The organism is Comamonas thiooxydans (genome assembly GCF_002157685.2).
In the GTDB taxonomy this organism is placed as follows: domain Bacteria; phylum Pseudomonadota; class Gammaproteobacteria; order Burkholderiales; family Burkholderiaceae_C; genus Comamonas; species Comamonas testosteroni_H.
Map to the genome: position 1 here is coordinate 5,788,033 of NZ_AP026738.1, position 24,181 is coordinate 5,812,213.

The window sequence follows — 24,181 nt, forward strand, 5'->3', positions numbered from 1 at the left end:
CGACGGCGCCAGCCTACAGCGCGTGCGAGTGCGCTTTTTTAATATGAGCCTTGCCTCGTGCTGGATGTGAAGTGCGCTTCAGGACAGCCAGCCAAAACCAAGGTTCATTTATGACATCTCTCGATATTCAGTTGCTGCTGACCGCCCTGGTCAGCGTGCTGGTGCTGGTCGCATTGATCGTTTCACGCATCAAGCTGCACCCGCTGCTGGCCCTGCTCATCGTCTCGGTCGGCGTCGGCTTTGCCACCGGCATGGCGCCGGACCACATCGCCAAGGAGCTGACCAACGGCGCAGGCAAGACCCTGGGGGCCGTGGGTGTCGTGATCGCGCTGGGAGCCATGCTGGGCAAGATCCTGGCCGATGCAGGCATCACCGAGCAGATCGCCGAAGCGATTCTCAGGCACTCCTCCGATCGCATGATCCCCTGGGCCATGACCCTGGTGGCCTTCATCGTCGGCATCCCGATGTTCTTCGAGGTCGGCCTGGTGGTCATGCTGCCGCTGATCTTCAGCGTGGCGCGCAAGCTGGAAGGCCAGGCCCGCTTCAAGGGCTCGGCCTATGTCTACGTCGGCGTGCCCGTGATCTCGGCACTGGCGGCCATGCACGGCATGGTTCCGCCCCATCCCGGCCCCCTGACCGCCATCGCCACCCTCAAGACCACGGTCGGCCCGACCATGCTGTACGGCTTTCTGGCGGCGATTCCGGCCATGGTTCTCGGCGGCCCGCTGTATGGCGCCTTCATCGCCCCGCGCATGAGCACCAAGCCCGACCAGACCTTGCTGGACCAGTTCACCATCACCGAGAAAGCCACTGCCGGCCAGCAGCCCGGCATCGCCCTGGGCGTGCTGGCGGCCCTGCTGCCCGCCATTCTGATGCTGATTCACGCCGTCGCCGAGATGCTGCTGCCCAAGGATGCGGCGGCCATGCATGTGGCCAGCTTCCTGGGCAATCCCCTGATCGCCATGCTGCTGGGCGTGCTGTTCGCCATCGTGGCCCTGGTGATGGCCCGTGGCGGCGATACCGAAAAGCTGCGCGACGCGCTGGGCAAGAGCCTCAAGCCGATTGCCTCCATCATCATGATCATTGCCGGCGGCGGCGCCTTCCAGCAGATGTTGACCAGCGCCAAGGTCGGTGATGCCATCGTCCATCTGACCCAGCAGTTCGCCTTCCCGCCGCTGATCCTGGGCTGGCTGATCGCCATGCTGCTGTCCGTCTCCACGGGCTCGGCCACTGTGGGCATCGTGGGCGCTGCCGGCCTGCTGGCGCCGCTAGCGGGGGCCGACCCCAGCCTGAACCTGCCCCTGCTGGCCCTGTCCATCGGCTGCGGCTCGCTGTTCTTCAACTATGCCAACCACGCCGGTTTCTGGATGGTCAAGGAGTCCTTCGGCATGACCATGGGCGAAGCCACCAAGACCATCTCGGTCGTACAGTCCATCGTGGCCGTGGTGGGTCTGGTCATGGTGCTGCTCTTCAACGCGCTCGTCACCGTGCATTGAGGCCGGCCGGGGCTGCAGCGCAGCGGCCCTGGCGCCTTCCTCCGGGGTTGCAAGCCGAGGCGCAAGGCCGCACCGCGCCGCCTTGGGCCTGCGGCACAACCAATCCATCACGATTGGTGATACCCCCATCCCCTCACCCCGCTGCACGGGTGAGGCGGTGCTCACTACAGTGGCGTTCAACTCCAATCTGACCCTGTCAACCGCGCTCCGGCAGCGGAAATGACAAAGGACACTTCCCCACGTTGAACCGCTGCAGGCACCGCCCCGTGGCAGCCCATCATGAAAACTGAAGCCTTTGACACCGATGTACTCGTCATCGGTGGTGGCAATGCCGCCCTGTGCGCCGCGCTGATGGCGCGCGAAGCAGGTGCCCGCGTGCTGCTGCTTGAATCTGCACCGCGCGAATGGCGCGGCGGCAACTCCGGCCACACCCGCAATCTGCGCTGCATGCACGATGCACCGCAGGATGTGCTGACCGAGGCCTATCCCGAAGAAGAGTACTGGCAGGACTTGCTCAAGGTCACAGGCGGCATCACCAACGAGCATCTGGCGCGCATGGTGATCCGCGCCTCCTCGACCTGCCGCAACTGGATGCGCAGGCATGGCGTGCACTTCCAGCCGCCGCTGTCGGGCGCACTGCATGTGGCGCGCACCAATGCCTTCTTCATGGGCGGCGGCAAGGCGCTGGTGAACGCCTATTTCCGCAGCGCCGAAAAGCTGGGCGTGGAAATCCGCTACGAGTCGCCGGTGGACAAGCTCGACATCGAGAACGGCCGGTTCCAGGCAGCATGGGTCAGGACCAAGGATGGGAGCCAGCGCATCACGGCCAAAAGCTGCGTGCTGGCGGCGGGCGGCTTCGAGTCCAACCGCGAATGGCTGCGCGAGGCCTGGGGCCAGAACGAGCGCGGCGAATGGCCGGCCGACAACTTCATCATCCGCGGCACCGCCTTCAACCAGGGCGTGCTGCTCAAACATATGCTGCAAGAGCAGCAGGCCGACGGCCTGGGCGATCCCACGCAGGCGCACATGGTGGCCATCGATGCCCGCGCTCCGCTGTACGACGGCGGCATCTGCACGCGTATCGACTGCGTCTCGCTGGGCGTGGTGGTGAACCGCGATGCCAGGCGCTTTTATGACGAGGGCGAGGACTTCTGGCCCAAGCGCTATGCGATCTGGGGCCGTCTGGTGGCCCAGCAGCCCGGCCAGATTGCCTACTCCATCATCGACAGCAAGGCCATAGGCCGCTTCATGCCGCCGGTGTTCCCCGGCGTGAAGGCCGACTCCCTGCCCGAGCTGGCGCAGAAGCTGGGTCTGGACGTGGACACCTTCATGACCACGCTCGACACCTACAACAGCAGCTGCAAGGTCGGCCATTTCGACCATACCGCGCTGGACGACTGCCACACCGAAAACCTGGCTCCAGCCAAGACGCACTGGGCGTGCCCGCTCGATACCGGGCCTTACTACGGCTATGCGCTGCGCCCCGGCGTGACTTTCACCTATCTGGGCCTGAAGGTGGACGACACCTCCGCCGTGCGCTTCAAGGATCAACCCAGCCAGAACCTGTTCGTGGCCGGCGAAATGATGGCCGGCAATGTGCTGGGCAAGGGCTACACGGCTGGCGTGGGCATGTCGATAGGCACGGCCTTTGGCCGCATTGCCGGACGCAATGCTGCTCTCGCGGCTGCCGGCAAACCCGCTATCCATGGCGCCGTAAAGGACGAGGTCTGAATCATGAGCATCCAATCCCTGCAAGAACTGGGCAAGGAAGCCCAGACCCTGGCCACCGGCAAGGTGATTCCCATCCTCCCCGCCCCAACGGAAACCGCTGCCGAAAGCGAAGTGGCGCGCGTGATGCAGATCTGCAATGCCTGCCGCTACTGCGAAGGCTTCTGCGCCGTGTTCCCGGCCATGACGCGCCGTCTGGAGTTCGGCAAGGCCGATGTGCATTACCTGGCCAATCTCTGCCACAACTGTGGCGCCTGCCTGCACGCCTGCCAGTACGCACCGCCGCATGAATTCGGCATCAACATCCCCAAGGCCATGGCCGAAGTGCGTGGCCAGACCTATGCCGACTATGCCTGGCCGCCCGCCATGGGCAAGCTGTACCAGAAGAACGGCCTGACCCTGTCCCTGGCACTGGTCGCCGGCCTCTTCCTGTTCCTGGCGCTGGCCGTCGCCGCGCAAGGCGGCATTGGCCAGCTGTGGAACGGCAATCTGGGCAATAACTTCTACAACCTGTTCCCGCACAACCTGCTGGTCGGCATCTTTGCGCCGGTCTTCCTGTTCGTGGTGTTTGCGCTGTCCATGGGCGTGCGCCGCTTCTGGAAGGATGTGAAGCCTGCCACCAGCAATGTGGATGTCAGCGGCCCCGCCGCTGCCGAAGCCACGCATGACGTGCTGCGCCTGAAATACCTGGACGGTGGCCACGGTGACGGCTGTCACAACGAGGACGACGAGTACACCCTGAAGCGCCGCCGCTTCCACCACCTGACCTTCTACGGCTTCATGCTGTGCTTTGCAGCCACTGGCCTGGCCACGGTCTATCACTATGTCTTCGATCTGCCTGCCCCCTACGAGCTGCCCAGCCTGCCCAAGATTCTGGGCGCCCTGGGCGGCGTGAGCCTGATGATCGGCACGGCCGGCCTGTGGATGCTGAACCGCGCCCGTCACCCGCTGCATGGCGACGCCAGGCAAAAGCCCATGGACCTCGGCTTCATCGCCCTGCTGTTCCTTGTGGCCGCAAGCGGCCTCGCGCTATGGCTGGGCCGCGCCACGCCGGCGCTGGCGCTGCTGCTGTGCCTGCACCTGGGCGCCGTGATTGCACTGTTTGCCACCCTGCCCTACGGCAAGTTTGCCCACGGCGTGTTCCGCACGGCTGCGCTGCTGCGCCACAACACCGAAAAGCGCGAGCCCAGCCCCATCGGCCTGGGCGCTGATTGAGCGAAGCCCCATGACAGGCACGCCCGCCGTGCCTGCTTTCATAAAAACAGCCGGGATACCGGCATTCCTTTCCGACCAAGGAGACATCCCATGATGAACAAACGCCATTTCCTGCGCGCCACGGCCGTGGCCGCCTCCCTGCTGAGCCTGGGCTCGGCGGCACAAGCCGCACCCGACTGGCTGCCCAACAAGCCCGTGACGCTGGTCGTGGGCTTTGCCGCTGGTGGAGCCGCCGACGCGGCAGCGCGCATGATTGCCAAGAAGCTGGGCGAGAACATCGGCCAGACCGTGGTGGTAGACAACAAGGGCGGAGCGGGCGGCAATATCGCCCACCAGTTCGTGGCCAAGGCACCGACCGACGGCTCGGTGCTGCTGTTCGGCTCCATCGGCCCGTTGACGATTGCACCCCACATCATGAAGGTGGGCTACAACCCCTTCACCGACCTGGCGCCCATCTCGGGCGGCGTGAACTTCCCCAATGTGCTGGTGGTACACAAGGGCGCCGGCGTGAAGAGCCTGGCCGAGTTCGTGGCCAAGGCCAAGAAGAGCCCCGGCAGCGTGGACTATGCCTCCACCGGCGCGGGCTCGGCCTCGCACCTGGCGGGCGAGCTGTTCAACCAGCGCGCCGGCGTGGAGATGGTTCATGTGCCCTACAAGGGCGGTGCACCGGCCCTGCAGGATCTGCTGGGCGAACGCGTCACCTCCTACTTTGCCGCGCCCCCGACGGCCCTGCCGCATATCGAGACCGGCAAGCTGATTCCTCTGGCCACCACCGGCCTGACCCGCCCCGCCTACATGCCCAATATTCCCACCGTGGCCGAAGCGGGCTACCCCGGCTTCGAGGCGCTGAACTGGTATGCCTTCGTCGCCCCCGGCAAGACCCCCACGCCCGTGCTGGACCGCTGGAACCTGGAGATCGTCAAGGTGCTCAAGGACCCCGGCGTGGCCGAGGCGCTCAAGGTCCACGGCCTGACACCCCAGCCCACGACCCGCACCGAGTTCGCGGCCTTCATGAAGAAGGAATACGAGCAGTGGGGCAAGGTGGTCAAGGAACGCAAGATCACCCAGAACTGAGCGCACGGCCCCGCTCGCGCCGTTGCCTGACGCATGAGTTGGACGCAGTCCAGGTCAGGCTGGCGAGCAAGGGCCTCGCCGGCCTCGCAGCGAGAGAGCCGCCGTGCCACGGGAAAAGCCGTGCAGCGGCTCAGACCGTGATGGGCTTTTTCTCCACGGGAGCCGCAAAGCCCACGCACAGACGATTCCAGACATTGATGCAGCCGATGGCGTAGCTGAGCTCCACGATCTCGCGCTCGCTGAAGTGCGGGCGCAGCACGTCGAAGTCCTGCTGCTCGGGGTGTGCCTGGCTCAGCCGCGTGCAGCGTTCGGCCCAGTTCAGCGCGGCACGCTCGCGCATGTCGAAGAAGTCCACCTCGCGCCAGGTCACCACGCTGTTGATGCGCTGCAGATCCTCGCCGCGCGACAGCAGCTCGCGCACATGCATGTCCACGCAAAAAGCACAGCCGTTGATCTGCGAGACGCGCAGATAGACCAGCTCCAGCAGCTGGACACCGAGGCTGGAGCGCGCGATCTGGGCGTTGAGGCCGGCCTGCGCCTTGTAGAGCTCGGGGGCCAGCGCACGGAAGTCCAGGCGCGGCGTGGGGATGGCAATGGGATTGACGGTGGGGTTGACGATGTCGGCCATGTGAATACTCCTTGAGGGACATTGCAGGCCCGCCCCAGCGGCCGGCCCATACCTCTTAGACGCGGCAGCGGTGTGGTTTGTGACAGATGCCGCCATCCATCGCCGGGCCATCAATAAACATAGCTGCTATCACTAGTTGCAAAACAAATTCAGCAATAAAACCATCTGAATCCTTTGATTAGCTGGCAGTAGAAGCTATTGTTTTATTTACCTTCTGCGACGGGCGTCGCCCATCAGGCAATCAGGCATCCGGCACAAGCACGCGCGTCAGCTTGTCCGGATTGCGCAGCGTGTAGATGCGCCGGATCAGTCCGTCCTCGACCAGCAGCGTCTGCACCGACTCCACCTGGCCATCCACGCAGCGCACCAGACCCGGCAGGCCGTTGACCCGCGCCAGATGCAAGGTCTGCTCCTGCCCGTCGCGGCGCAGGCGCCTGGCCGTGGCGAAGTACAGCAGCGCCAGGCGGCGCCCGGTTTCCAGCACGCGGCCAAAGGATGCCACCTTGCCGCCGCCGTCGCTGATCAGCGCGGCATCGGGAGCGAAGAGCGCCTGGATCTGCGCCAAATCGCCGCCCCGCGCCGCCTGGGCAAAGCGGCGCAGCAGCTCGGCATGGGCCTGTGCGGGCGCCTCGAAGCGCGGTCTTCTGGCCTTCACATGGGCACGCGCGCGGTGTACCAGCTGGCGGCAGGCGGCTTCGCTGCGGCCCAGCGCCTGGGCCACTTCGGCATAGTCGGCATCGAAGACCTCACGCAGCAAAAAGGCCGCGCGCTCCTCGGGCGTCAGTTGCTCCAGCACGAACAGCAGCGCCGTGGACACATCATGGGCCTGCTCCAGCAGCTCCTCGGCAGAGGGAGCGGCCTCGGTCCATGGCTGGACCAGCGGCTCGGGCAGCCAGAAACCCGCATAGTGCTCGCGCTCCACACGCAGGCGCCGCAGCCGGTCTATGGCCAGCCGCGTGGCCGTGGTCACCAGCCAGGCCTCGGGCTGGGCAATGGCGGCGCGCTCGCTGTCCTGCCAGCGCAGCCAGACATCCTGCACCAGATCCTCGGCCTCGGCGCGCTGGCCCAGCATGCGATAGGCCAGCCCGAACAGACGCGGGCGATGGCGCTCGAAATCCTGCAGTCCCGCATCGGCGGACGGCGCAGCGTGGGAAGTGGGGCTCACGTGATGTCTCCTGCAAATAGGCCGGGCCAGCCACCCAGTGTGACAGGCACCAAGCCTTAGACGCAGAACGCGCAGCTTTTGTGACAACGCAGCCAAAACAGGCAGAGCCCAAGCCAGGGACGGCAAGCAAGGGCCGCCCCGCAGCGAGGCCGTCGTCCCCCTTGGGGGAAGCGGCGCAGCCGCTCAGGGGGGACCTCAATACCCCACCGCGCACCCGTCCTTGCGCGGATCGGAACCCGCGATGTAGTGCTCGCCGTCGCGCAGCACCAACTGGGCGCCGCCAAAGGCGAACACGCCGTGGCCGGCCTCGACGCTGACCTCGTGGCCGCGTGCGCGCAGCTGCTCGACCACGGCGGCATCGAAGGACGGCTCCACGGCCACGCCCTTGCCGCCGGTCACGCGCCAGCGCGGCGCATCGGCCGCGGCCTGCGGGTTCTGGCCGTAGCGCAGCACGCGCAGGGCCATCTGCAGATGGCCCTGGCTCTGCATGGGGCCGCCCATCACGCCGAAGGCCATCTGTGGCGTGCCGTCGGCATGCATGGCAAAGGCCGGAATGATGGTGTGCGAGGGACGCTTGCGCGGGCCGACCTGGTTGGCGTGGCCGGCCTCGGTGGTGAAGCCGTGGCCACGGTTCTGCAGGCTGATGCCCGTGCCCGGCACGACCACGCCCGAGCCAAAGCCCATGTAGTTGGACTGGATGAAGGAAACCATCATGCCGCTGGCATCCGCCGCCGCCAGGTAGACCGTGCCGCCGGGCCGGGGCGCGCCGCAGCCCGGTGCACCGGCCAGCTTCGGGTCTATGAGCCTGGCGCGTTCGCGCAGGTAGTCGCGGTCCAGCAGTTGCGCAGGAGTGACGCGCATATGGTCGAGGTCGGCGTTGTACTGGTGCAGGTCGGCAAAGGCGAGCTTCATGGCCTCGATCTGCAGGTGCACGCTGTCCACGCCGTCGAGGTCTTGCCTGCCCACGCCCAGCTCATCCAGCATGCCCAGAGCCATCAGCGCCGCAATGCCCTGGCCGTTGGGCGGAATCTCGTGGATCACCGAATCGCCGAACTTCTGCGACACCGTGCCCACCCAGTCGGCCTGGTGCGCGGCCAGGTCTTCCTCGCTCATCACGCCGCCGCAGGCCCGCGCATGCGCGACCATCTTCTGCGCCAGCGCGCCGCGGTAGAAGGACTCGCCCATGGTCTCGGCAATCTCTTCCAGCGTGCGCGCATGGGCTTCGCTCCTGAACACTTCACCGGCCCGGGGCGCGCGGCCGCCGGGCAGAAAGCACTCGGCAAAGCCGGGCTGGTCGCCCAGCTTCTTGCCGCCCAGCTCCCACAGCGTGGCAATGGTGGGCGAGACCGCGAAGCCGTTGCGCGCATAGGCTATGGCAGGCTGTGCCACTTGCGCGAAGGGCAGTTTGCCGAAGCACTTGGACAGCGCCACCCAGGCCGACACGGCACCGGGCACGGTCACGGCATTCCAGCCTTTTTCCGGGATGCCGCCAAGCTGGGCGAAGTACTCGGGTGTCCAACCCGCGGGCGAGCGGCCCGAGGCGTTGAGGCCGTGCAGTTCCTTGCCGTCCCAGACGATGGCGAAGCCGTCGCTGCCGATGCCGCAGCCCGTGGGCTCGACCACGGTGAGCGTCATCGCTGCGGCGAGTGCCGCATCCACCGCATTGCCGCCGGCCAGCAGCATGGAGAGGCCGGCCTGCGCGGCCAGCGGCTGCGAAGTGCTGACCACGTTGCGCCCCAGCACCGGTGAGCGGTGCGAGGCGTAGGGAAGCGTCCAGTCCTTGATGTGTGTCATACGTAAAGATCCGATCAGTGATTCATGGGCGTGGCGTCTAAAACTGACACGCTCCAGACCAGAGGCATCGAGCAAGAGCCGCCTCGTGGCGAGGATGCCGTCCCCCTCCCAGGGGGAAGCGGCGCAGCCGCACAGGGGGTTTCATATGTCATTCCAATGTAATGTGGTTGTCCTTGATGACCTTGGCCCAGCGCGCGCTGTCGGCCTGCACCATGGCCGCGAACTGTCCCGGCGTCTGCGGCTTGGCGGGCTCCACGCCCTGCTTGGCCAGGCTGGCGATCACCTCGGGATTCTGGATGGCGCGGTTGAAGGCCTGGTTGATCCGGCCGACCAGCTCGGGCTTCATGCCGGCCGGGCCGTAGACGCCGAACCAGGTGACCGAGGAATAGCCTGGCAGGCCCGATTCGGCCACCGTGGGCAGATTCGGAGCCAGCGTGCTGCGCCTGTCGCCGGTCACGGCCAGGGCACGCAGGCGGCCGCTGGCCACATGGGGCATGCCTGTGGGAATGGAGTCGAACAGCAGATGCACCTGGCCTGCCGCCAGATCGGTGATCGATTGCGCCGTGCCCTTATAGGGCACATGGGCGAGCTGTATGCCGGCCTGCGCGGCAAAGGCGGCGGTGTTCAGGTGCACGATGGTGCCGTTGCCGCTGGTGGCGTAATTGAGCTTGCCGGGATTGGCCCTGGCATAGGCAATCAGCTCCTGCACGCTCTTGACCGGCAGCGAGGGCGTGACGAGCAGCACGCTGGCCGCGTCGGCCGTGTGCGCGATGGGACTGAAGTCCTTGTCCGCCTTGTAGGCCAGCCTGGGCATCAGATGCGGCGAAATCGCATGCGTGCTGCTGGTGGTGAACAGCAGGGTGTAACCGTCGGCCGCCGCCTTGGCGGCCTCGGCCGTGCCTATGGTGCCGCCGGCGCCGGGCCGGTTGTCGATGACCAGCTGCTGGCCCAGCTCCTGCGATACGCGCTGCGCGATCACGCGTGCCACCAGATCGGTCGCGCCGCTGGCCGGGAACGGCACGATCACCCGTACCGGTCGGCCGGGCCAGGCAGCCTCGCCCTGGGCCAGGGCCGGCAAGACCAGCAAACCACCGGCCAAGACCGTTGCGGCCTGGAGCCACTGTCGGCGCGTCGTTGAAACAGTAAACCGTGCCCGCATGGCAACTCCCGGTGAAATGACAGCTTGTTCGAAAGGGGTCGCCGCTGCCCGGCAACCGTCGAACGGGACATCTTAGAAAGCCGAGGCATTTGCCGCTATCGGCAAATTTGCAAGCCATCATTGCCAAAACAGCAAACCGATCACAATGGTGGTTTGCTTTTACCGACTGCCATGCCCGAGTCCCGCCATTTGCTGCTCCAAGACACCGCGCTGCGCTACTTCCACGAAGTCGCGCAATGCGGCTCGCTGGCCGAGGCTTCGGCAAGACTGCATGTGGCGGCCTCGGCCATCAGCCGCCAGATCGCGGCATTGGAGGCGCGGCTGGGCACGCCGCTGTTCGAGCGCCACCCGCGCGGCATGGTACTCAACGCCGCCGGCGAGATCCTCGCCGATCATGCGCGCCGCTCGGGGCTGGACGCCGAGCGCGCACTCGACGAGATCAAGGCCTTGCAGGGCCTGCGCAGCGGCAAGGTGCGCATCGCCAGCTCCGACGCCTTCGCCAGCGAATTTCTGCCGCGCCTGTGCGCGGCCTTTCAGCGCGAGCACGGCGGCATCGTCTTCGAGGTGACGGTGCTGCCAACGCCCGAAGTGTCCGATGCCGTGCGCACCGGCATGGCCGACATAGGCCTGTGCTTCAGCCGGGCCCCCGAGCCAGGCATCGCCGTCGCCTGCCGCGTGGCCGCGCCCGTGCTGGCGCTGGTGGCATCCGGCCATGAGCTGGCGCAGGAGCGCAGTGTGTCGCTGGCCAGGCTGGTGCGCTACCCGCTGGCACTGACGCCGCCCAGCACGGCCGTGCGGCAGTTGCTGGATGCGGCCTGCAGCCGCCAGGGACTGATGCTGATGCCGGCCCTGGAGAGCAATCACGGCAAGACGCTGCTGAACTTTGCGGCCCAGGGCGCGGCAGTTGCCGTGGCCAGCGAAATCGCCGCCCGCGACATGGTGGCCACAGGCGCACTCGTGGCCGTGGCGCTCAGCGACCGCGGCATGGATCTGCGCGATATCGAGGTGCAGACCCTGGCCGGCCGCACGCTGCCGCATGCGGCGCAGTCCTTTCTGGAGCTTTTGCAGCTGCGTCTGCCCGCCGCCTGGTGAAAAGACGGCCGCAGACCCCGGCTCAATCCGCCTTGGGGCGCAGCACCAGCCAGAGCGACAGCGCAATCAGCCCGCCTCCCATGGCATGCGCTGCGGTCAAGGACTCATCGAGCAAGGTCCAGCCCCAGAGCACCGCAAACACGGGCACGATAAAGGTCACGGTCAGCGCCTTTTGCGGGCCCTCGTCGGCAATCAGCCGGAAATACAGCACATAGGCCAGAGCCGTGCTCAACAGGCCCAGCAGCGCCACATTGCCCCAAGCCAGCAGCGGCGCGGCCTGCAGCCTGGCCAGCATGCCGGGCTCCAGCACCATGTCGATGAGCAGCGCCGGCGTCAGCACCATCAGCGCACCGAGCTGGCTGATGAAAACGGCAGCGCGCGTGTCCACGGACGCATTGGCACCCGCAAGCCTGAGCGTCAGATAGCTGGAAAACGCATAGCAGACGGTGGCCACAAAACAGGCCGCCATGCCTCCCAGCACGGCGCTGCCGAGATCCAGCGGCCCGGCCTGGGCCAGCACTGCCACACCGCCGATCCCCAGCAGCACGGCAGCCACACGAGCGGGCGTGATCGCCTCGGCAAACACCAGCGCTCCCACCACGGTGGCAACCAGCGGCGTGGTGGCATTGAAGATGGCGCTATAGCCCGATGGCAGCACCTGGGCCGCCAGCGCGTACATGAGAAAGGGGATGCCTGAATTGATGACACCCAGCCCCAGCAAGGGCCAAAGATAGCGTCCTAGCCTGGGCCGGTAGCCCATGGCAAACAGCGCCGCGCCAAGGCCTAGCGCCGAAAACAGGCCGCGGCCCACGGCCGTGGGCACGGCCCCCAGATAGGGCACGGCCACGCGCATGAACAAAAAACTGCCGCCCCAGAGGGCGGCCAGTGTCATCAGTCGGATCAGGCTGGCTACAGACATACAGGGCATTGTGCACAGCCCCGGCCTGCACGCCTGTCACAACTGCCGAATGCCAAATTCAGTGAATCTGCACCAGCACATCGTCCAGCGTGGCACCGGCCTCTTCGGGTACCGGCCGGGTCAGCTGGGGCACCTTGTAGATGCTGGCATCGGCATGGATCAGGCCTATGTCATAGCGCTGACCGGCCAGATAATCGCCCACCGACTCCAGCACGATGGGGCTGCGGTGCAGATGCTCGGTGGCCTTGAGCTCGTCAAGCGAGAGCCAGACGCTGCGCACGATGCCGTCGTCCAGATGGCGCTGGGCATGGTGCATGCCCAGATCGCCCGTGAAGGCAAAGCGCAGATAGGTGATGTCCGAGCCCGTGCGCGTGCGCACAAAGCGGTTCATGTAGATGCCGACCAGGGCCGTGGGCGTGAAACTGTAGGCCGTCTCTTCCATGACTTCGCGCACACAAGCATCGACAGGGCTTTCGGAAGGGTCGAGATGACCGGCCGGCGTATTCAGACGCAGTCCATCCGCCGTTTGTTCTTCCACCAGCAAAAAACGGCCATCGCGTTCGATGATGGCCGAGACAGTCACATTGGGTTTCCAGCGATTGGGCATGGCCGGCATTATCCTTGTCCCAACCCGACGATGTGTCAGATAAATCCCACCATATAGAGCGCTCCTTCGCCGTAACTGGCCAAATGTTGCTGCTGCGCAGCATTTGTCACGGATTCGACCGCATAGCCTTGACGCTCCCAATAAAGCCGTGATCCCTGCACCGAAACCAGTGCCGTGCGCTGCACGCCGCGCGCTCTGGCCTGGGCCTTCAGGGCCTGCACCATGCGCCGCGCCAGGCCCTGGCCGGCTGCAGCCTCGGACACGGCCATATCGTGCAGATAGAGCACGCTGGCGTCGTCATATTCGGCAAAGTCGCCGTTGAGCGGCGTGATGGCTCCGGGGCGCGACCAGTAGGCTGCCAGATAGGCCACCAGCTCGCCCCCCTGCTCTGCCGCCCAGGAACAATGCCCGGCGGTGCGCAAACGGCGCACAAACACCTCGCGCGGCTCGGCAAAGTCCGCGCCATAGCAATGCTCCTGAATGCGCAGCAGGGCATCCACATCGTCCGCGCCCAGCGCGCGCAGCTGGATTGGCATCGACTCCGGCATAAGAAACTCTCAAATCAATAGCTGTCAACGCTTATCAGGCAATGGCTGACAGCCAATTTCAATCAAACCCCAGCACACAGCTTAGCAAGCCGCTCATCTCGCAGCAGCCTGTAGGCACTATCGCGATGGTAATGATTCTCAATTGGAAATTCATCGCCCTCCTCTCTACCATTCATTCATCGCTCAGGGAGAAACAGATGACACGCTTGATCAAGACATTGCGCCAGAACCAGCTCACGCTGACCAAGACCGCCAGTTACTACGTGATCCACATCACCGTGGCCGCCTGCGTCGCCTATGCCGTGACCGGCAATCTGATTGCCTCGCTGACGCTGAGCCTGCTGGAGCCCACGGTCCAGGCCTTTGCCTTCTTCTTCCATGAGAAAGTCTGGGAGCGCCGCCTGAAGAAACGTGAGCAACAAGTGCTTGATGGACAGGCGCTTAGCGCCTGAGAGCCGCCTATGAACACCGACCACCCCGCCACTTTTGCGCAATGGCTGCTGCGCTCCCTGGCCATGCTGGGCGACTGCAACGGCCATCTTAATGATCTGTAGAAATCATGTGGACAAGCCTTTGCATAAGCCTTTGTCAAATCTTGAATATCCCGGACTATTTCTGATTTTCTGATCACTTGCGCCAGGAAATCATTCGAGCCAAGCTCTCCAGCACCAGAGAACCCTGTGGATAAGTCATGCAGAGCATGCCAATGCGGCCTTGCTCCCATGGGTTTGCGGCTATTTGCCAAACCGGGCCCAAAGCCAACAATGGCCAGGAATCCAAGGAGTTCCCATGCAGCTTGCAGACCGCCAGACATCCACAGACCTCTCCCGCCACGACGAGCAATGGCTGAGCGCCCACTGGATGCCGTTCACCGGCAACCGCAACTTCAAGGCCAGGCCCCGCATCATCACGGGCGCACAGGGCGCCTACTACAGCGATGCCGATGGCCGGCGCATTTTCGACGGCCTCTCGGGCCTGTGGTGCTCGGGACTGGGCCATGGCCGCCGCGAGATCGCCGAGGCCATTGGTCAGGCTGCGCTGCAGCTTGATTACGCTCCCGCCTTCCAGTTCGGCCACCCGGCCTCGTTCGCGCTGGCCAACCGCATCGTGGCACTGATGCCCCAGGGGCTTGAGCATGTGTTCTTCACCGGCTCGGGCTCTGAAGCCGCCGACACCTCGCTGAAGATGGCGCGCGCCTACTGGCGCGCCAGGGGCCAGGGCACCAAGACCCGGCTGATCGGCCGCGAAAAGGGCTATCACGGCGTGAACTTCGGTGGCATCTCGGTAGGCGGCATGGGGGGCAACCGCAAGATGTTCGGCCAAGGGATCGAAGCCGATCATCTGCCACACACCCAGCCGCCAGCAGGTTCGTTCTTCAAGGGCCAGCCCCAGACCGACGGGCGCGCCCTGGCAGACCGGCTGCTCGATCTGATCGCCCTGCATGACGCCAGCAATATCGCTGCCGTGATCGTGGAGCCCATGTCAGGCTCTGGCGGGGTGGTGATTCCGCCCGCCGGCTATCTGCAGCGTTTGCGTGAGATCTGCACCCAGCACGACATCCTGCTGATCTTCGACGAGGTCATCACGGGCTTTGGCCGCCTCGGAGCGATGACGGCTGCCGAGGCCTTTGGCGTGACGCCGGACATCATGAATATCGCCAAGCAGGTCAGCAATGGCGCCCAGCCACTGGGAGCCTGCGTGGTCACGCCCGCCATCTATGAGCAGTTCATGGCGGCCGGAGGTCCGGAGTACATGGTGGAATTTGCCCACGGCTATACCTATTCGGCCCATCCCGTGGCCTGCGCGGCAGGCATTGCGGCACTCGATCTGCTGGAGCGCGAAGACGGCCCGGGCCGCGTGCGAGCGCTGGCCCCCTTCTTCGAGCAGGCCGTGCACAGCCTCAAGGGCGCCAGGCATGTGATGGACATCCGCAATATCGGCCTGGCGGCAGGCATCACGATTGCGTCCCTGCCCGGCGAACCCGCCAGGCGCCCTTACGAGATCGCCATGAAATGCTGGGAGGCCGGCTTTTATGTGCGCTACGGCGGCGACACGATTCAGCTGGCACCGCCCTTCATCAGCGAGCAGGCCGAGATCGAGCGGCTGATCAACGCACTTGGCGATGCGCTGCAGGCCACCGATTGACTATTAAATCAATAGCTTCAATCGCTTTTCTGGCAAGCGATTGAAGCCTACCGCCTGAACTCAGGAAAGCTGTGCTGCCAGGGCTTCGAATTCGGCGACCGGCACTTCTTCCGCGCGGCGCTGCAGGTCGAACTCGCCCGCAAAGTCCTTGGCTTCCAGCCACTTGCCCAGGGTGTTGCGCAAGATCTTGCGGCGCTGGCTGAACGCCACCTGCACCAGCTCTTCCAGCAGCTTGGGATTGAGATCCGCAGGCTGCTCGCGCGGAATCATGCGCACCACGGCACTGTCCACCTTGGGAGGCGGATTGAAGCTGCCCGGCGGCACGAACAGCACATCTTCCATGGCGTAGCGCCACTGCAGCATCACCGACAGACGGCCATAGGCCGAGGTGCCTGCGTCGGCCACCATGCGATCGATGACCTCTTTTTGCAGCATGAAGTGCTGGTCCTGCACCACGTCCACCTGCTCCAGCAGATGGAAAAGAATGGGGCTGGAGATGTTGTAGGGCAGATTACCGACCACGCGCAGCTTGGCCACGCCCAGACGTGCGGCCAGCGCACGGAAGTCCACCTTGAGCACATCGGACTCGACCACGTCGAGATCGTCGCGCAGACGCAGACGGGCCGCCAGGTCCCGGTCCAGCTCGATCACGGTGAGCTTGCCCAGGCGCTCGACCAGGGGCTGCGACAGCGCCATCAGGCCCGGGCCGATCTCGACCATGGGTTCGCCCGCCTTGGGGTCGATGGCCTGGACGATGTTGTCGATGATGGCGCCGTCGGTCAGGAAATTCTGGCCGAAGCGCTTGCGGGGAATATGTTTCATGAATGCGAAAGCGGTGCCTGGGCACCGCTTGGAATGAGGGGGAGCTCCGATGCCCGGTGCGCAATGATGACATTACCGGGCACTTCAAGCGGATTGAATGGGCTTATTGGGGTGGCTCGCGGTATTCCACAAAGGCCTTGCCGCGCAGTTCCTTGAGCCAGGTTTCGTAGTCCTGCTCGGCCTTGCGCTCGCGCACCACGTTGCGCACCATTTCGCGTTGCTCGCGCTCGGTGAGCTTTTCCTGGCGGCGCTCGATCAGCTGGATCAGGTGCACGCCGAAACGCGACACCACGGGGTTGCTGATCTGGCCGGGCTGGAGGCTGTCGAGCACGCGCTCGAACTCGGGCACGAACTGGCCTGGCGAGGACCAGCCCAGATCACCGCCGTTGCGGGCGCTGCCGTCCTTAGAGAACTCCTGCGCCAGTTGCTGGAAGGTGGCCTGGCCGGCTTCCACGCGACGCTTGTAATCCTCCAGACGCTTGGCCGCCTGTGCTTCGGTCATACCCTCACCCACGGTCAGCAGGAAATGGCGGGCGTGGTTCTGCGTGATGTACACGGGCGCTCCGGCCTGAGATTTTTCCAGCACCTTGAGCACGTGGAAACCAGCGCCCGAACGAAACGGACCGACGATGGCTCCGACTGCCGCATTGCCCACCTGCTGAGAAAACAGCTCGGGGTAATCGCTCATGGGGCGCATGCCCATGGCGCCGCCACCCTGACCGTTGGGGACATCCGAAAATTCCCGCACGGCAGCGATGAAGTCGGGGTTCTTGCGAGCGGCTTCTGCCGCCTGCTTGGCCTTGGCCTCGCGCTCCGCCACCACGGCAGCGCTGGCGTTTTCCGGCACGATGATCAGGATGTGGCCCAGATTGGCTGCGGCACCCGCCGCCGCATCGCCCGGGCGCTTCTGGTCCTTGAGATAGCGATCGATGTCGGCTTCCCCGACCTTGACGCGACCGTCCACATCACGCTCGCGCACACGCTGCATCAGCATCTGGTTGCGGATCTCCGAACGGAACTGCGCTTCGGAAATCCCTTCGGCCTTCAGGCGCGACATCAGGCCAGCCTTGTCGGTGTTGTTCTGGCGCGCCACATTGGCCACGGCCTGATCGACCGTCATGTTGTCAATGTTGATGCCCGTGTCCTTGGCTTCCTGCAACTGCACGCGCTCGACAATCAGGCGCTCCAGAACCTGGCGGGCCAGCTCGCTCTGGGACGGCAGCTGCCCGCCCTGCTCGGTCACGTTCTGCGCAACGCGCTCCATGCGTGCACGCACTTCGTTATTGGTGATGGGCTCGGAATTGACCACGGCCACAATGTAATCGGCCGAGCGAACACCCTGTGCGGCTGCCGGAGCCTGGCGCCCCGAGGGCTGGGCCGTAGCCTCCAGTGCGCGCGAGATGGAGGAGTCATTGCCAGCCTTGGCCTTGCTGCCGGGGCTCTTCAGGCCCTGGGCCTGCACACCGGCAGCCATTACAGCCAGTGCCACGGCAACAGCACATGCATTGGATGTCTTGGAGAAAAAACGCATGAAAAAAGCCTTGATTAATCGTAATTGGTAAAGCGGCTGGGCGGAGTCACCGCCTCACGCAAATATTGATAGCGCGGCACATTCTGCTTGAGGCTGGAGGTGGGATCGGCACCAAAGCTCAGGCGCGAGAAGCCCACGAACTCCATCTGGAACAGCAGACGCAGATTCGACTGGATGACCGAGCTTTGCAGGCGCTCCAGCACCACACGGCCAATCCAGCAGCAACCGTCGTATTCGAAGCCGACCACGGTATCCACCAGCTTGTTGTCCTTGATGGAGTAGTTGAGGCGGCCCACGGCATACCAGCGGCCACCGCCCTGGCCGCGACCGGCGCCCAGATCCTTGCCCTTGTCGCCCCAGAGGTCGTTGATCGGCCATTGCCAGCCCACGTCCACCAGCTCGCTGGAGGGCTTCTTGGTGACCGTATCCAGCTGCGTGCGGTAGCCGATGTTGAAGGTGCGGTAGTTGCCCGGGCTGTAACGCGCCGTGGCCGTGGTACGGACCGTGCGGTTCAAGTCCTTGTTGTACTGGGTCGTGCCTTCAAGCGACCACTTGTCGGTCCAGTTGAAGGCCGCGCCCAGCAGGATATCGGACAGCTTGCTGGTTGCAGCCACCTCACCGGGCAGCAGCACGCGCTGATCTGACAGGCGCACGCGCTGGGCCACGGCGAACTTGAGCTTTTCTGCGCCGCTTTCAGGGTCGATGAAGCGCGAGGTCGCGCCCAGCGTCATCAGATGGTTGTCGGCAATGCGGTCCTGACCGACATAGTCGTTCTCGGAAAAAATACTCGCGAAGTTGAAATCGCTGCGACCCGTATCGTAGAGCGGCAGCATGCTCTGATCGCGATAGGGCGTATAGGTATAGAAGGCCCGGGGTTCGAAAGTCTGCAACAGATTCTTGCCGAACCAGGAGGTGTCGCGCTCGAAGATCAGGCCGCTGTCCAGGCTGAAGGTGGGCAAGGTCCGGTTGGCGCTCTTGCTGCCGTTGCTCATCAGCTGATCGGTCTGATACATGGAGGTATGCAGCATCAGCTTGGGCGTGATGAAGGCGCCGGGAGACAGGAATGGCCGGCTCAGCTGTGCCTGCACATAGCTGCGCTGACCGTTGTTGCCGACCTGACCCGTGATGGGGCGAATCAGCTCGAAGCGTGTAGTGTCGGCCACCACGGAGAAATCCAGCCCATGCGGCAGGTCCAGCGGCGTATAGCGGTACTGCAGCTGCGGCACCATGCTGTAGGGCGGCGCAATCGGCGAAGTCACATCCTGCTGCACTTGGTAGCGCAGCACATTGAGGCTCAGCACCCCATCGCCCTTGGCCCAGCTCAGATTGACCGTGCTGGGCAGCAGGCGCTGGCGCAGCGCCACGGGAGCCAGGCGGAAGTCGCGCCAGTAATCACCGTCGCTGACGCGGTTCAGATTGAAATTCAGCCCCAAGCCGCCGACCGGCGTATCGAAGCTCGCACGATGCTGCCAGGAATAGCCCCAGCGATCGCGGTTGCGCAGATTGTCGCCGGGCATGTAGCTGGCATAGGTCTCGCCCGAGTAGCTGGGCTCCAGATAGCGGAACTGTCCCGTCAGGTTCACGCCGCGCTTGGTCATCAGCGTGGGCGTGATGGTCATATCGCGATTGGGGGCGATATTCCAGTAATAGGGCTGTGAATACTCGATGCCGCCGAGCTTGTCCATGCCTATCATCGGCGGCAGCAGGCCCGATTTGCGCTTGTCCGAGAGCGGAAAGCTCATGCGCGGCACGGGCAGGACGGTCACGCCCTTGAATTTCAGGGACGCACCCTCGGCCACCCCCACCTCTTCGGCCATGTCCAGATGAATGGTCTTGGCCTCGAGCACCCAGCTCGGCTCCCAGCTGGCCTCGTCATCGCGCTGGCAGGTGGTGTAGGTGGCGTCATGGACGACCGAACGATCCTTGTCGATGAAATCCACTCGCGAGGACTCGCCATGGCCGCCCGTGGCCAGAAAGCGATAGTTGGCATTGTCGAACTGGCCCTTGAAGGCATCCATCTGCAGATCCAGCGCCGTACCCTCGTAGACATTGCCGGCCTGGTTGATGTGGACCGAGCCCACGGCGTTGATCCTGTCGTCCGGAACCGCATAGTCGAGCTTGTCCGCACGGATCATGGTGTCGCCGCGGCGCAACTCTGCCTCGCCATGAACCGAGGCCTTGAGATCGGGCTGACCGGACAGGCTGTCACCTTTGATATAGATGGGCTGCTGGTCACGCACTTCCTGAGGATAGCTCTCCTGTAACAGGCTGCTGGACTTGAGTTCCAGGGCTGGCAGCTCGCCCGCGACGCTGGAGGAGGACAATCCGCCCGTATCGGCCGACTGGGCATAGGCCTGCATGCCAGCACCCGCCCATGCCAGTGCCACAGCCCATGCCAGAGGACGAATCACCGGCCGAGCAGCTCCCGCACGCATTGAACGGGCAGGGCGGGCAGGTAGGAAATCTCGCGGATGGGATGGGGATTGCACGATGATCTTGAACGTCAAAAGCGCGCGTGCCCTGGCACACGTCAACAGAAAACCGAGAGCCTAGCACCACTGTCCACAGATGCGGCGGCATCGGTTTGTAAAATCCGATTATCCATGACCGCTCCTATCACCCCCACAGTTGGCGTTGCCTGGGCAGATTCTGCCCGCCACGCCGCATTCGACGCCTGGCTGGCACCGCTGGCTCAAAAGCACCAGCTGCTTCCCGCAACCCTGCGCCCCGCTTCGGCCGATGCGAGCTTTCGCCGCTATCTGCGCCTGGATCGCAGCGATGGCAGCAGCCTGATCGTCATGGACGCGCCGCCAGACAAGGAAGATTGCGCGCCTTTTGCCAAGGTTCAGGGCTTGATGAGCCAGGCCGGCCTGTGCGTGCCGCAGATTCTGGACTGGGACGCCGGTCACGGCTTCATGCTGCTCAGCGATCTGGGCGGCCAGACCGTCATCGAGGCTCTGAACCCCGAAAAGCCCCAGGATGCCGAAGCCTGGTACCGCTCGGCCATCGAGGTGCTGCTGGACTGGCAACTGGCCTCCAAGGCCGGCAATACCGGCAGCTTGCCTCTCTATGACGAGGCCCTGCTGCGCCGCGAGCTGCAGCTGTTTCCCGACTGGTACATCGCCAAGCACCGCCAGTTCACGCTGGACGACAAGCAGCAGGCCCTGCTCGGCAAGACCTTCGATCAGATCGTCGCCCACAATCTGCAGGCCCCCAGCGTCTATGTGCACCGTGACTTCATGATGCGCAACCTGATGCAACCTGTGTCCAGCGGCGCGCCGCTGGGCGTGCTGGACTTCCAGGATGCCGTCTACGGCCCCATCACCTATGACATCGCCAGCCTGCTGCGCGATGCCTTCATCAGCTGGGAAGAGGACTTCATCATCGACATCACCATCCGTTACTGGGAAAAGGCTCGCAAGGCCGGCCTGGTGGGCGCCAACAGCGCCAGCGGCTGGGGCGACGACTTCGGCGAGTTCTATCGTGGGGTTGAATGGATGGGTCTGCAGCGCCACCTCAAGGTTGCGGGTATCTTTGCGCGCCTGACGCTGCGCGACGGCAAGCCCAAGTATCTGGCCGATGCGCCTCGTTTCATCCACTACATCCGCTCCACCTGCAACCGCTACCGCGCGCTGGGCCCGTTCCTCAAATTGATCGACGAGATCGAAGGCATCCAGACGCAGGTGGGTTACGCCTACGGGCGGATGTAAACACACCCCCTGAGCCGCTTTGCGGCTTCCCCCTCTCTCGCCTTGCTTCGCAATGCGGGAGGGGGACGACGCCCTCGCTGCGGGGCGGCCCTTGCTTGGCGTCCCTGAGGTGATTCAGCGCCAGTTTTGCGAGCCACGGACTCTGCGTGGCACCATGAATCACGAACCCCGAATTTTTCCCTATGCCGCGCTATCACTGCCCTATTCCACTGCACATCGGCAACGAGCTGGACCTGCCTGCAGGCGCTGCCCGCCATGTGCAGGTGCTGCGCCACCAGCCCGGCGATGTCATCACCCTGTTTGAGGGCCAGACCGGCAACGGTTTTACCGGCGGCGAGTTCCAGGCGACCATCACCCACATGGGCCGCAGCGATGTGGGCGTGCGCGTGGACAGCCACAGCCCCGCCGAGCGCGAAGCCGAACGTGCCGTGCACCTGGTCGTCGGCATGCCCGCCAACGAGCGCATGGACTGGCTGGTGGAAAAAGCCACCGAGCTAGGCGTGGCCAGCATCCAGCCCGTGATGGCGGCGCGCAGCGTGCTCAAGCTCAAGGGCGACCGCGCCGACAAGAAGATCGAGCGCTGGCAGTCGATTGCCGTCTCGGCCTGCGAGCAATGCGGCCGCAACCAGGTGCCCGTGATTCACGCGCCCCAGCCGCTGGCCGACTGGCTGCGCAGCCAGCAGGCAGCAGCAGCCGATGCGACGCGTCTGGTGCTGTCGCTGCGCGAAGGCAATCAGCCGCTGCGTACCGCCGCCGGCGATGCTCAGGCAGTCTGGGTGCTGCATGGCCCCGAAGGGGGCCTGACCGCCCAGGAAGAAGACTGGGCCCTGGAGCAGGGCTGGAAACCTGCCAGCCTCGGCCCCCGCGTGCTGCGCGCTGAAACGGCATCTGTTGCCGCCCTGTCCCTGCTGGCCCTGGAGTAAATCAATGAGCAGCTGTCACCTCTCTCTGGCCAAGCCCGAGTTTTATCTGCAGAACTTTCGCGTGGAGGCCCCCGAGTCTCTGCCCGAGGCCGTGCTAACCCCCAGGCGCATGGGTCTCATCATCGTCAACGCAGCCGCAGAATCCTCTGCAGCGCTGCTGGGCCGCTCGTTTACAGCTCCCGAAGAAGGAGCACCCGCGCTGCCTGTGGAGCGTGTGCTGGTGCCCGCCAGCTTCGGCCTGGTGCCGCACTGGGTCAAGTCGGCGTCTGACGGGCGCCTGCGCGCGCTCAAGCTGGTGAATGCAAAGATCGACAACCTGACCACGGGCACGGCCTTTCGCGATGCCTGGCTGGCAGGCCAGCGCTGCATCGTGCCCATGCAGGCCTTTCAGGTCGACGACCTGCGCCCCGGCAAGCCCCTGCCCACACGCATCACCCGCGTGGACAACCAGCCCATGGGCGCCGCCGGCGTCTGGGCACGCTGGGTGGGCGAGGACGGCGAGGTCATCGTCAGCTATGCCCTCATCACCATCAATGCCAATGCCCATGCGCTGATGAACCGCTACGGCCAGCCCGGCAACGACAAGGCCATGCCCGCCATCCTCAACGAAGGCGCATACGACGCCTGGCTCAATGCCAAGGTCAACAAGGCCAAGGAGTTCCTGCGCCCCTACCCGGCGGAAAAACTGCGCGCCAACCCCGTGGAAAAAGGCCGCAAGCAGCCGCCGCCCCTGCTGTAAGCGTCAAGCCGCCGGAAAGCGCTGATCCAGCCACTGCTCGAGTCGCGCAAAAACCGGCGCAGCAAGTTCAGGGCTCTCGTTGAAGATCTCGTGATAGGCCGCCTCAAAGCACTGGGACTGCACCAGATCGCGTGGCGCCTGGGCGGCAAAGGCGGCGCTGCCGGCCGGATTGACCAGCTTGTCCTGTCCGGCCCATAGCAGCAGCGTGGGCACGCACCAGGCCGTCGCCTTGGACAGCACGTGGCGGCCGCCCTCGGCCATATAGCGCGCCAGCCGGGCGCTGATGCGTCTGTGCTGCAGTGCATCGGCGTCATAGGCCTGGGCCACTTCGGGATCATGCGAAAGATGCGCGGACTGCACGCCATTGGCCACGCGCAAATTGGGCAGCAGCCTGGGCAGGCTCGCCACCAGTGCCTTCTGCACACCCGACAGATGCAGAGCCAGCGCCGGCGAGGACAGCACCAGCCCATCCACATGGCGCAGACCGGAGGCGACAAAATCCGCAGCCACCAACCCACCCAGGCTGTGCCCCAGCAGCACCAGGGACTGATGCTTGGGCATGGCTGCACGTGTGGCATCGAGCACCACGGCCAGATCGTCGAGCAAGCGCATATCGCTGGTCAGGCCTCCCTGCGGCCCGCCCGACAGGCCGTGGCCGTACTGGTCATAGGCCCGCACAGCAAAGCCGTGCTCGTTGAGCCGCTGTGCCAGCGCGGCATAGCGGCCGCTGTGCTCGCCCAGGCCATGTACCAGCAACACCTGGGCACGGGGCTTGACGCCCGGCGCCAGCAGCCAGTCGCGCAGCGCAAGCTGAGTGGCGTCCGATGCGGCCATATGCAGCAACCGGGGCGTCGTCTGGGTACGGGTATCGGTAGGCGTCATGCAC

The 24,181-nt window shown here is 64.8% G+C and carries 21 protein-coding genes; 10 read left to right on the forward strand and 11 right to left on the reverse strand.

Annotated elements, in window-relative coordinates; genetic code table 11:
• The first annotated feature begins 110 nt into the window (after positions 1-110).
• From CTR2_RS26970 to CTR2_RS26985, 4 genes are all read left to right on the forward strand, one after another.
• Complete coding sequence (locus CTR2_RS26970) at positions 111-1,496, forward strand: GntP family permease (protein ID WP_087085656.1); 1,386 nt, start codon at positions 111-113, stop codon at positions 1,494-1,496.
• Between the two features lie 279 nt (positions 1,497-1,775).
• Positions 1,776-3,227, forward strand: a complete 1,452-nt coding sequence (tcuA, locus tag CTR2_RS26975) for an FAD-dependent tricarballylate dehydrogenase TcuA (RefSeq protein ID WP_087085655.1) — start codon at positions 1,776-1,778, stop codon at positions 3,225-3,227.
• A gap of 3 nt (positions 3,228-3,230) precedes the next feature.
• Positions 3,231-4,439, forward strand: a complete 1,209-nt coding sequence (gene tcuB / locus CTR2_RS26980) for a tricarballylate utilization 4Fe-4S protein TcuB (RefSeq protein WP_176391761.1) — start codon at positions 3,231-3,233, stop codon at positions 4,437-4,439.
• Positions 4,440-4,529: 90 nt separating this feature from the next.
• A complete protein-coding gene (locus CTR2_RS26985) occupies positions 4,530-5,513 on the forward strand; it encodes a Bug family tripartite tricarboxylate transporter substrate binding protein (RefSeq protein ID WP_087085654.1) in 984 nt (327 codons plus the stop codon).
• Between the two features lie 130 nt (positions 5,514-5,643).
• Here CTR2_RS26985 and CTR2_RS26990 read toward each other — a convergent pair whose 3' ends face one another.
• The 4 genes from CTR2_RS26990 to CTR2_RS27005 form a co-directional block, all read right to left on the reverse strand.
• Positions 5,644-6,141, reverse strand: a complete 498-nt coding sequence (locus CTR2_RS26990) for a carboxymuconolactone decarboxylase family protein (protein WP_087085653.1) — start codon at positions 6,139-6,141, stop codon at positions 5,644-5,646.
• 241 nt (positions 6,142-6,382) lie between these two features.
• Entirely contained in the window at positions 6,383-7,306 is a 924-nt protein-coding gene (locus tag CTR2_RS26995) for an RNA polymerase sigma-70 factor (RefSeq protein WP_087085652.1), read from the reverse strand.
• Positions 7,307-7,501: 195 nt separating this feature from the next.
• Positions 7,502-9,100 carry a gamma-glutamyltransferase family protein gene (locus CTR2_RS27000; protein ID WP_087085651.1) on the reverse strand — a complete coding sequence of 533 codons (1,599 nt, stop codon included), beginning with the start codon at positions 9,098-9,100 and terminating at the stop codon, positions 7,502-7,504.
• 148 nt (positions 9,101-9,248) lie between these two features.
• Positions 9,249-10,259, reverse strand: coding sequence for a Bug family tripartite tricarboxylate transporter substrate binding protein (locus tag CTR2_RS27005; protein ID WP_087085650.1), 1,011 nt, complete (start codon positions 10,257-10,259; stop codon positions 9,249-9,251).
• Between the two features lie 171 nt (positions 10,260-10,430).
• Between CTR2_RS27005 and CTR2_RS27010 the strand changes: the two genes are divergently transcribed.
• The gene (locus CTR2_RS27010) at positions 10,431-11,351 is read left to right on the forward strand and encodes a LysR family transcriptional regulator (RefSeq protein ID WP_087085649.1); all 921 of its coding nucleotides are present in this window, start codon (positions 10,431-10,433) and stop codon (positions 11,349-11,351) included.
• A gap of 22 nt (positions 11,352-11,373) precedes the next feature.
• On the opposite strand, the gene CTR2_RS27015 is transcribed toward CTR2_RS27010, so the two are convergent.
• From CTR2_RS27015 to CTR2_RS27025, 3 genes are read right to left on the reverse strand one after another with little or no spacing between them, the layout of a single operon-like run.
• Positions 11,374-12,270 carry a DMT family transporter gene (locus tag CTR2_RS27015; protein WP_087085648.1) on the reverse strand — a complete coding sequence of 299 codons (897 nt, stop codon included), beginning with the start codon at positions 12,268-12,270 and terminating at the stop codon, positions 11,374-11,376.
• A 58-nt stretch (positions 12,271-12,328) separates the two neighbouring features.
• Complete coding sequence (locus tag CTR2_RS27020) at positions 12,329-12,886, reverse strand: NUDIX hydrolase (RefSeq protein WP_003066904.1); 558 nt, start codon at positions 12,884-12,886, stop codon at positions 12,329-12,331.
• Between the two features lie 26 nt (positions 12,887-12,912).
• Positions 12,913-13,425 carry a GNAT family N-acetyltransferase gene (locus CTR2_RS27025; RefSeq protein WP_087085647.1) on the reverse strand — a complete coding sequence of 171 codons (513 nt, stop codon included), beginning with the start codon at positions 13,423-13,425 and terminating at the stop codon, positions 12,913-12,915.
• Positions 13,426-13,622: 197 nt separating this feature from the next.
• On the opposite strand from CTR2_RS27025, the gene CTR2_RS27030 reads away from it, so the two are divergent.
• Together CTR2_RS27030 and aptA are read left to right on the forward strand one after the other, a co-directional pair.
• Positions 13,623-13,877, forward strand: coding sequence for a DUF2061 domain-containing protein (locus CTR2_RS27030; protein ID WP_003072311.1), 255 nt, complete (start codon positions 13,623-13,625; stop codon positions 13,875-13,877).
• A 337-nt stretch (positions 13,878-14,214) separates the two neighbouring features.
• Positions 14,215-15,570 (forward strand): omega-aminotransferase AptA, encoded by a 1,356-nt coding sequence (aptA, locus tag CTR2_RS27035; RefSeq protein ID WP_087085646.1) that lies wholly within the window; start codon positions 14,215-14,217, stop codon positions 15,568-15,570.
• 60 nt (positions 15,571-15,630) lie between these two features.
• On the opposite strand, the gene rsmA is transcribed toward aptA, so the two are convergent.
• The 3 genes from rsmA to CTR2_RS27050 form a co-directional block, all read right to left on the reverse strand.
• Positions 15,631-16,392, reverse strand: coding sequence for a 16S rRNA (adenine(1518)-N(6)/adenine(1519)-N(6))-dimethyltransferase RsmA (rsmA, locus tag CTR2_RS27040; protein ID WP_087085645.1), 762 nt, complete (start codon positions 16,390-16,392; stop codon positions 15,631-15,633).
• A 103-nt stretch (positions 16,393-16,495) separates the two neighbouring features.
• Entirely contained in the window at positions 16,496-17,923 is a 1,428-nt protein-coding gene (locus tag CTR2_RS27045) for a peptidylprolyl isomerase (protein WP_087085644.1), read from the reverse strand.
• Positions 17,924-17,937: 14 nt separating this feature from the next.
• Positions 17,938-20,358: an LPS-assembly protein LptD gene (locus CTR2_RS27050; RefSeq protein ID WP_176391770.1), complete on the reverse strand. Its 2,421-nt coding sequence runs from the start codon at positions 20,356-20,358 to the stop codon at positions 17,938-17,940.
• Between the two features lie 168 nt (positions 20,359-20,526).
• Between CTR2_RS27050 and CTR2_RS27055 the strand changes: the two genes are divergently transcribed.
• The 3 genes from CTR2_RS27055 to CTR2_RS27065 all read left to right on the forward strand — a co-directional run bounded on the left by CTR2_RS27055 (position 20,527) and on the right by CTR2_RS27065 (position 23,295).
• Entirely contained in the window at positions 20,527-21,633 is a 1,107-nt protein-coding gene (locus tag CTR2_RS27055) for an aminoglycoside phosphotransferase family protein (protein WP_087085643.1), read from the forward strand.
• 182 nt (positions 21,634-21,815) lie between these two features.
• Positions 21,816-22,556 (forward strand): 16S rRNA (uracil(1498)-N(3))-methyltransferase, encoded by a 741-nt coding sequence (locus tag CTR2_RS27060; protein WP_087085642.1) that lies wholly within the window; start codon positions 21,816-21,818, stop codon positions 22,554-22,556.
• 4 nt (positions 22,557-22,560) lie between these two features.
• Positions 22,561-23,295 carry an SOS response-associated peptidase gene (locus tag CTR2_RS27065; RefSeq protein ID WP_087085641.1) on the forward strand — a complete coding sequence of 245 codons (735 nt, stop codon included), beginning with the start codon at positions 22,561-22,563 and terminating at the stop codon, positions 23,293-23,295.
• A gap of 3 nt (positions 23,296-23,298) precedes the next feature.
• On the opposite strand, the gene CTR2_RS27070 is transcribed toward CTR2_RS27065, so the two are convergent.
• Positions 23,299-24,177: an alpha/beta hydrolase gene (locus CTR2_RS27070; protein ID WP_087085640.1), complete on the reverse strand. Its 879-nt coding sequence runs from the start codon at positions 24,175-24,177 to the stop codon at positions 23,299-23,301.
• Between the last annotated feature and the right edge of the window lie 4 nt (positions 24,178-24,181).

Coding starts and splice junctions, on each gene's coding strand:
- CTR2_RS27070 (WP_087085640.1), bottom strand. CDS start 24,177: ATGACGCCTACCGATACCCGTACCCAGACGACGCCCCGGTTGCTGCAT.
- CTR2_RS27015 (WP_087085648.1), bottom strand. CDS start 12,270: ATGTCTGTAGCCAGCCTGATCCGACTGATGACACTGGCCGCCCTCTGG.
- aptA (WP_087085646.1), top strand. CDS start 14,215: ATGCAGCTTGCAGACCGCCAGACATCCACAGACCTCTCCCGCCACGAC.
- CTR2_RS27010 (WP_087085649.1), top strand. CDS start 10,431: ATGCCCGAGTCCCGCCATTTGCTGCTCCAAGACACCGCGCTGCGCTAC.
- CTR2_RS27065 (WP_087085641.1), top strand. CDS start 22,561: ATGAGCAGCTGTCACCTCTCTCTGGCCAAGCCCGAGTTTTATCTGCAG.
- CTR2_RS27050 (WP_176391770.1), bottom strand. CDS start 20,358: ATGCGTGCGGGAGCTGCTCGGCCGGTGATTCGTCCTCTGGCATGGGCT.
- tcuA (WP_087085655.1), top strand. CDS start 1,776: ATGAAAACTGAAGCCTTTGACACCGATGTACTCGTCATCGGTGGTGGC.
- CTR2_RS27005 (WP_087085650.1), bottom strand. CDS start 10,259: ATGCGGGCACGGTTTACTGTTTCAACGACGCGCCGACAGTGGCTCCAG.
- CTR2_RS27025 (WP_087085647.1), bottom strand. CDS start 13,425: ATGCCGGAGTCGATGCCAATCCAGCTGCGCGCGCTGGGCGCGGACGAT.
- CTR2_RS26970 (WP_087085656.1), top strand. CDS start 111: ATGACATCTCTCGATATTCAGTTGCTGCTGACCGCCCTGGTCAGCGTG.
- CTR2_RS27045 (WP_087085644.1), bottom strand. CDS start 17,923: ATGCGTTTTTTCTCCAAGACATCCAATGCATGTGCTGTTGCCGTGGCA.
- CTR2_RS27055 (WP_087085643.1), top strand. CDS start 20,527: ATGACCGCTCCTATCACCCCCACAGTTGGCGTTGCCTGGGCAGATTCT.
- CTR2_RS27000 (WP_087085651.1), bottom strand. CDS start 9,100: ATGACACACATCAAGGACTGGACGCTTCCCTACGCCTCGCACCGCTCA.
- CTR2_RS27020 (WP_003066904.1), bottom strand. CDS start 12,886: ATGCCGGCCATGCCCAATCGCTGGAAACCCAATGTGACTGTCTCGGCC.
- CTR2_RS27060 (WP_087085642.1), top strand. CDS start 21,816: ATGCCGCGCTATCACTGCCCTATTCCACTGCACATCGGCAACGAGCTG.
- CTR2_RS27030 (WP_003072311.1), top strand. CDS start 13,623: ATGACACGCTTGATCAAGACATTGCGCCAGAACCAGCTCACGCTGACC.
- CTR2_RS26990 (WP_087085653.1), bottom strand. CDS start 6,141: ATGGCCGACATCGTCAACCCCACCGTCAATCCCATTGCCATCCCCACG.
- rsmA (WP_087085645.1), bottom strand. CDS start 16,392: ATGAAACATATTCCCCGCAAGCGCTTCGGCCAGAATTTCCTGACCGAC.
- CTR2_RS26985 (WP_087085654.1), top strand. CDS start 4,530: ATGATGAACAAACGCCATTTCCTGCGCGCCACGGCCGTGGCCGCCTCC.
- tcuB (WP_176391761.1), top strand. CDS start 3,231: ATGAGCATCCAATCCCTGCAAGAACTGGGCAAGGAAGCCCAGACCCTG.